Annotated in this window: 7 protein-coding genes and 1 pseudogene; 6 read left to right on the plus strand and 2 right to left on the minus strand. The window is 69.2% G+C overall.

All coding sequences use genetic code 11. From position 1 onward, the window contains the following. Nucleotides 1-168: 168 nt before the first annotated feature. From OG226_RS40155 to OG226_RS40180, 6 genes and pseudogenes are all read left to right on the plus strand, one after another. Nucleotides 169-2,136 (plus strand): acetoacetate--CoA ligase, encoded by a 1,968-nt coding sequence (locus OG226_RS40155; protein ID WP_328684623.1) that lies wholly within the window; start codon nucleotides 169-171, stop codon nucleotides 2,134-2,136. Nucleotides 2,137-2,262: 126 nt separating this feature from the next. After that, a pseudogene (locus OG226_RS40160) lies at nucleotides 2,263-2,406 on the plus strand (MFS transporter); the annotation flags it as partial. A gap of 187 nt (nucleotides 2,407-2,593) precedes the next feature. Next, nucleotides 2,594-2,722: a hypothetical protein gene (locus tag OG226_RS40165; protein WP_328686665.1), complete on the plus strand. Its 129-nt coding sequence runs from the start codon at nucleotides 2,594-2,596 to the stop codon at nucleotides 2,720-2,722. A gap of 179 nt (nucleotides 2,723-2,901) precedes the next feature. Next, complete coding sequence (locus OG226_RS40170) at nucleotides 2,902-3,132, plus strand: hypothetical protein (RefSeq protein WP_328684624.1); 231 nt, start codon at nucleotides 2,902-2,904, stop codon at nucleotides 3,130-3,132. Next, nucleotides 3,129-3,266 carry a hypothetical protein gene (locus tag OG226_RS40175; protein ID WP_328684625.1) on the plus strand — a complete coding sequence of 46 codons (138 nt, stop codon included), beginning with the start codon at nucleotides 3,129-3,131 and terminating at the stop codon, nucleotides 3,264-3,266. Before OG226_RS40170 ends, OG226_RS40175 begins: the two co-directional genes overlap by 4 nt. A gap of 139 nt (nucleotides 3,267-3,405) precedes the next feature. Continuing rightward, the gene (locus tag OG226_RS40180; RefSeq protein ID WP_328684626.1) at nucleotides 3,406-4,302 is read left to right on the plus strand and encodes a hypothetical protein; all 897 of its coding nucleotides are present in this window, start codon (nucleotides 3,406-3,408) and stop codon (nucleotides 4,300-4,302) included. Nucleotides 4,303-4,393: 91 nt separating this feature from the next. Here the strand turns inward: OG226_RS40180 and ptsP are convergent, their stop codons facing one another. After that, nucleotides 4,394-6,064, minus strand: coding sequence for a phosphoenolpyruvate--protein phosphotransferase (ptsP, locus tag OG226_RS40185; RefSeq protein WP_328684627.1), 1,671 nt, complete (start codon nucleotides 6,062-6,064; stop codon nucleotides 4,394-4,396). A 77-nt stretch (nucleotides 6,065-6,141) separates the two neighbouring features. Next, nucleotides 6,142-6,591, minus strand: a complete 450-nt coding sequence (locus tag OG226_RS40190; protein ID WP_328684628.1) for a PTS sugar transporter subunit IIA — start codon at nucleotides 6,589-6,591, stop codon at nucleotides 6,142-6,144. Nucleotides 6,592-6,688: the final 97 nt, after the last annotated feature.

Raw genomic sequence — 6,688 nt, forward strand, 5'->3', positions numbered from 1 at the left:
CTGCCGTTCACCCGTGGTGGGACCACATCTTCACGACACGGACTATGTGGGGCCTGCCCTGGTGCAGAAGTCGATCACATGGCATCGTCCGTGTCAGCCGCGTCACGCGCACACCCCCGCACGTGCGCGACCGACGCACACGACGCGCACAGTCCCGGGAGCCGCCCCATGTCGACCGCGAACCCCCTGCCTCTCTGGCAGCCAGATCCGGAACGCATCGCCCAGGCACAGGTCACCAAGTTCCAGTCCTGGGCGGCCGCACACCACGGAGCCCCCTCCGACGGCGGCTACGCGGCCCTGCACCGCTGGTCGGTCGACGAACTGGACACGTTCTGGCAGGCCGTCACCGAGTGGTTCGACGTCCGGTTCTCCACCCCCTACGCGCGCGTGCTCGGCGACCGCTCGACGCCCGGCGCCCACTGGTTCCCTGGCGCGACCGTCAACTACGCCGAGCACGCCCTGCGCGCCGCGGCGACCCGCGCCGACGAACCGGCTCTCCTGTACGTCGACGAGACCCACGAGCCGAGCCCGGTCACCTGGGCGGAGCTGCGCCGCCAGGTCGGCTCCCTGGCCGCCGAGCTGCGCACGCTCGGCGTACGCCCCGGAGACCGCGTCAGCGGCTATCTCCCGAACATCCCGCAGGCCGTCGTCGCCCTGCTCGCCACGGCCGCCGTGGGCGCTGTCTGGACGTCCTGCGCCCCCGACTTCGGCGCCCGTAGCGTCCTCGACCGCTTCCAACAAGTCGAACCCGTCGTCCTGTTCACCGTCGACGGTTACCGCTACGGCGGCAAGGAGCACGACCGCCGTGACACCGTCGCCGAACTCCGCCGCGAACTCCCCACCCTGCGCGCCGTGGTCCACATCCCCCTCCTGGGAACCGACGCCCCCGAAGGCGCCCTGGAGTGGTCGTCCCTGACCTCGGCCGACGTGGAGCCCGTCTTCGAAGAAGTCCCCTTCGAACACCCCCTGTGGGTCCTCTACTCCTCCGGCACCACCGGCCTCCCCAAGGCCATCGTCCAGTCCCAGGGCGGCATCCTCGTAGAACACCTCAAACAACTCGGCCTGCACTGCGACCTGGGCCCCGAGGACCGCTTCTTCTGGTACACGTCCACCGGCTGGATGATGTGGAACTTCCTCGTCTCCGGCCTCCTCACGGGCACAACGATCGTCCTCTACGACGGCAGCCCCGGGTACCCCGACATCGGCGCCCAGTGGCGCGTCGCCGAACACACCGGGGCGACCCTCTACGGCACCTCGGCCGCGTACGTCATGGCCTGCCGCAAGGCCGGCGTGCACCCGTCCCTGGACTTCGACCTCTCCAAGGTGAAGTGCGTCGCCACCACCGGATCACCCCTGCCCCCGGACGGGTTCCGCTGGCTGCACGACGAGGTCCGCGACGACCTGTGGATCGCCTCGGTCAGCGGCGGCACGGACGTCTGCTCCTGCTTCGCGGGAGCCGTACCGACCCTCCCGGTGTACATCGGCGAGCTCCAGGCCCCCGGCCTGGGGACCGACCTCCAGTCCTGGGACCCGAACGGCGAACCCCTGGTCGACGAGGTAGGCGAACTCGTGGTCACCAACCCCATGCCGTCCATGCCGATCTACTTCTGGAACGACCCGGACGGCACCCGCTACCACGACAGCTACTTCGACACGTACCCCGGAGTGTGGCGTCACGGCGACTGGATCACCGTCACCTCCCGAGGCTCCGTCGTCATCCACGGCCGCTCCGACTCGACGCTCAACAGGCAAGGCGTGCGCATGGGTTCAGCCGACATCTACGAAGCGGTCGAACGGCTCCCGGAGATCAGGGAATCCCTCGTCATCGGCATCGAACAGCCCGACGGTGGCTACTGGATGCCCCTCTTCGTCCACCTCGCCCCCGGAGCCGTCCTCGACGACGCCCTCCTGGGCCGCATCAAGCAGACGATCCGCGAACAGCTCTCACCGCGCCACGTACCCGACGAGGTCATCGAGGTACCCGGCGTCCCGCACACCCTCACCGGGAAGCGCATCGAGGTCCCCGTCAAACGCCTTCTCCAGGGCACCCCGTTGGAGAAGGCGGTCAACCCGGGCTCCATCGACAACCTCGACCTGCTGAGCTTCTACGAGGACCTCGCCCGCAAACGCGCCTGATCGCCCTCCCGTAGCGGCCGATCCCCCTCCATAGGTGGCCTCGGACTCGCCCTCGCCGAGCGCAGCGGCAGCGGCCTGTGGGCCTCCGCGCCCGTCCTGTACCTCACCTACGTCTCGCATCTCTCCGTGGCCCAGGTGGGCACCCTCGCCGCGATCGCCGGAGCCATCGGCATCGCCGGTGCACCCCTGGGAGGGCACCTTGCCGACCGGTTTCGGCTCACCCGCGTGCTCGTCGCCCGCCAACTCCTGTGCGCCCTGGCCTCGTTCGCCCTGCTCACCACGGACAACTACGCCCTGCTGATCGTGTTCTCGGCCGCCGTCGGCTTCGGTGACCCGCGCCGCCAACGTGCTCACCAAGCTCCATGCCACCCGCGTGGCAGACCCGGACCGTATCCGCTACCAGGCCATCAGCCGAACCACGGCCCACGCGGGCTGAGCCTTGGGCGGTCTCACCGCCGTGACCGCCCTCGTTCTCGGCACAACCGCCGCCTACCAGTGGCTCCTCCTCGGCGACGCCCTCTCCTTCGTCGCGGTGCGACCCTCACCGTGGGCTGCGGCGAACCCGCGTCGCCTCAACGCACCGTAAGGAGGTCAAAAGACGCGCCACCCGCGAGCAAGCCACTGAACCCCTGGCGCGACCGCACCTACCTCGCGCACGTCGCGACCGAGACCGTCCTCTTCCTCGACGACGCCGTCTTCAAGGTCGGACCGCCCCTCTGAATCGCCCACGCCAGCGACGCACCGCACGGACTGGCACCCCTGCTGATGGCCCTCGACAACGTGATGGTGGTGGCGCTCATCGTCGTCCGGGCCGGTTTCGCCACCACGACAGCGGCCACCCGCAACTCGCTGATACCGCTCTCCGTCGCCTTCGTCCTGGGCGGCGTCACCCTGACGCTCTCGGCCACCGGTGGAGCCGCCACGGCGATCGTGCTCGTCACCGCCTCGGCAATCGCCTTCACCAGTGCGGAAATGCTGCACGCCACCATCTCGTGAGAACTCGCCCTCGCCTCGCACCCGGCACCACGCAGGGCGCCTACCTCGGCGTGCACGGACTCGCCCAGTCCACCCAGCGGAGCATCGGCCCACTCGCGGTCACCGCGGCCATCGCCACCGGCCCGCTCGGCTGAACCGTCTTCGGCACACCATCCATCGCTCTGACCTGCATGATTCAGCACCGTCTGGTCCGCGAGCCACTCGCTCGGACGTCGTTGTCAGTGCCGCCGGTTACTGTGAGTGAGCATTGATCGACCGTGTACAGGGGGAAACATGGCGCACACCGACAACCAGACCATGCGACGCGTTCTGCGCCGCGAAATCGCGGGCACCATCGGCCTGTTGACCGACGAGCAGGACTTCAGCGCCATGCGGCGCTATCGCAGCTTCACCTTCGACGACCACACCGCCTACCTCCAGCAGGTGGAGACCCTCCTCAGGAGCCGCGCCCTCCAGGGCAGCCACACCAGCGTGGCCCTCTTCGACCCCGAGGAATACGCCGAGTTCTGCGCCGACAGCGGCCTCGACCCCGACATCCCGTCGAGCCGCGCCCGCTTCACCGCCGAACTCGCCGCCACCGGCCCCACCCTGCTCTACGAGGGCCAGCCACTGGCCGACCTCCTCCCTGCCCTGGTCGACGAGGCCGTCCGCCAGGCAACCTGGGAGTACGCGACCACACTCCTGGCCCGCCTCGGCGCCTGCGCCTCCTGCGGCGAGGACATCGGCCGCGCCGCCTTCACCCGGGCCTCCGGCCTCCTCGTCCGCATCCTCGACACAGCCCGACCCGGTAACCGGCATCTCGTCTGCAGCGTCTCGGGAGCACCGGAAACCATCGTCGCCGTCCTCCACGCCGACCAGCACGAGGACGGCACCACGCACGTGGACGACGCCGAGGCCCTCGAATTCACCACGGTCCTCGCCCTCGGCCTAGCCACCCGAAGCCCCGGCGGCCTCGTCATGCGCACCACCAGCCCCGACACCCCCGACTGTATCTACGGCTGGCGCCTGCGCGGCAACGGCCTGGAAGCCTTGACCGCCGGCGAGGTCTTCGACGCCTACTGCACCGACGTCGAATCCGGCGACCTCATCTCCCCGGAATCAGGCGTCGACTACTGCGTGCCACCGGACCTCGGAGACCTGGAGCAGCCCCCGGGAGGACACCACCACTGAACATGCCAGGGGCGCCCCACCCACTGGTGAGGCGCCCCTGCAACACAACCGACGAACGACTTTTCCCGCCCGTCCAGTCCGACCGATCGCCCTATTCGCCGGACAGCACAGCCTGAGCCGCCGTGCGCGCCTCCTCGGCACTGTCCGCAGCGCGCGCGGCCAGCGCGGCCCGCTCGCACTGCGCCAGCGTGTACTTCGCCAGCGTCGAGCGCACATAAGGAATCGAAGCCGCACCCATGGAAAGCGAGGTGACCCCCAGACCGGTCAACACACAAGCCAGCAGCGGATCGGACGCGGCCTCACCGCAGACACCACAGCTTTTGCCCTCGGCCTTCGCCCCCTCGGCGGACATCGCGACCAGGTCGAGCAGCGCGGGCTGCCACGGATCCTGCAGACGGGACACCGCACCAACCTGACGGTCGGCGGCGAAGGTGTACTGCGCGAGGTCGTTGGTCCCCAGCGACAGGAACTCGACCTCCTGCAGAATCGAGCGCGCTCGCAACGCGGCCGACGGAATCTCGACCATCGCACCGAACTTGGCCCGCAGCCCGGCCTCCCGGCACGCGTCCGCGAACGCCTTCGCGTCCGCGCGGTCCGCGACCATCGGCGCCATGACCTCAAGGTAGACCGGCAACCCCTCGGCGGCTTTCGCGAGCGCCGTCAGCTGGGTACGCAGCACGTCGGGGTGGTCGAGCAACGACCGCAGACCCCGCACACCCAGAGCCGGGTTCGGCTCGTCGGCCGGAGTCAGGAAATCCAGCGGCTTGTCCGCGCCGGCGTCCAGCACCCGCACGACGACACGCCCCTCGGGGAACGCCTCAAGCACCTGTCGGTAGGCCTGGACCTGCTTCTCCTCGGACGGCGCGTTCTTGCTGTCGTCCAGAAAAAGGAACTCGGTACGGAAGAGCCCCACACCCTCGGCCCCCGCCTCCAGCGCGGCCGGTACATCAGCAGGACCGCCGACATTGGCCAGCAGCGGCACCTTGTGCCCATCGGAGGTGGCACCGGGACCCGTAGAAGTGGAGAGAGCGGCCTTGCGCGCGGCGGCCGCGTCCTCCAGCTGCTCCTTCTTCTCATCACTGGGGTTCACGAAGATCTCGCCGGTACTGCCGTCCACGGCGACCACTGTGCCCTCGGCCAGCTCCCCGGCCCCCGGCAGCGCCACCACAGCCGGCACGCCGAGCGCCCGCGCCAGGATCGCGCTGTGACTCGTCGGCCCGCCCTCCTCGGTGACGAAACCGAGCACCAGCGTGGGGTCCAACAACGCCGTATCGGCAGGCGCGAGGTCACGAGCAATAAGAACGTACGGCTCGTCGCTGTCCGGAACACCCGGCATCGGCACCCCGAGCAACCGGGCGACGATACGGTTCCGCACGTCATCAAGGTCGGCCACCCGACCGGCGAGATACTCACCGGCACCGGCCAGCAGAGCACGGTAGGCGGCGAAGGCGTCGTAGACGGCCCGCTCCGCGGTACTGCCGACCGTGATACGACGTTCCACGTCCGTCATCAGCTCGGGGTCCTGGGCCATCATGGCCTGCGCCTCAAGCACTGCCTGCGCTTCGCCCCCCGCCAGATTGCCGCGCGCCATCAGGTCGGCCGCCACAGCGTCCACGGCTTGGCGGGCGCGCCCCTGTTCACGCTCCGCGTCCTCCACCGGAATCTGCTTGGCAGGCGGTTCCAGAACCGCCGTCCCCATGTGCCGAACCTCGCCGATCGCCACACCGTGGCTCACACCGACGCCTCGCAGCGTTGTCTCCATCTCACCCGTCTCCGATAGTGCGGCGGGTCCCGCCGCCGCGGTGGTTGTCCTGCTCACCGTCATACGACGGCATGACGTCACTCCCAGGTGAAGAGACTGTCGCCGGCCTTCACATCGCCGTCCTCGCGGAGACCGGAGAGAGCGTCGGCGGTGGCTTCGAGAGCCACGATCGGGCAGACCGGGGACTTGCCGGCTGCCTCGACGGCGGCCGGGTTCCAGCGCACGACGCTCTGGCCGCGGGTCACGGTGTCGCCCTTGTTGACGAGCAGCTCGAAGCCCTCGCCATTGAGCTGCACGGTGTCGATACCGAGGTGAGTGAGCACACCGTGCCCCTCACCGTCCACAACGACGAAGGCGTGTGGGTGGAGGGAGACGATGACTCCGTCCACGGGAGAGACGGCCTCGGAAGGTTCACGTACGGGGTCGATGGCTGTGCCGGGGCCGACCATGGCTCCGGAGAAGACCGGATCCGGCACCTCGGTCAGTCCGATGGCACGTCCGGCAAGAGGGGACGTCACGCTGGTCATGGGAAGCCTCCCAGGGGTGGAAATGTGATGGGGCCGTCACTGCCTGTCCCGGACGGCACACTGAGCAGCAGGGTATGTCATATGTAGTACCGGTTCC

It is taken from the genome of Streptomyces sp. NBC_01261 (assembly GCF_036226385.1).
In the GTDB taxonomy this organism is placed as follows: Bacteria; Actinomycetota; Actinomycetes; order Streptomycetales; family Streptomycetaceae; genus Streptomyces.

Coding starts and splice junctions, on each gene's coding strand:
- OG226_RS40170 (WP_328684624.1), top strand. CDS start 2,902: ATGGCCCTCGACAACGTGATGGTGGTGGCGCTCATCGTCGTCCGGGCC.
- OG226_RS40180 (WP_328684626.1), top strand. CDS start 3,406: ATGGCGCACACCGACAACCAGACCATGCGACGCGTTCTGCGCCGCGAA.
- OG226_RS40155 (WP_328684623.1), top strand. CDS start 169: ATGTCGACCGCGAACCCCCTGCCTCTCTGGCAGCCAGATCCGGAACGC.
- OG226_RS40190 (WP_328684628.1), bottom strand. CDS start 6,591: ATGACCAGCGTGACGTCCCCTCTTGCCGGACGTGCCATCGGACTGACC.
- ptsP (WP_328684627.1), bottom strand. CDS start 6,064: ATGGAGACAACGCTGCGAGGCGTCGGTGTGAGCCACGGTGTGGCGATC.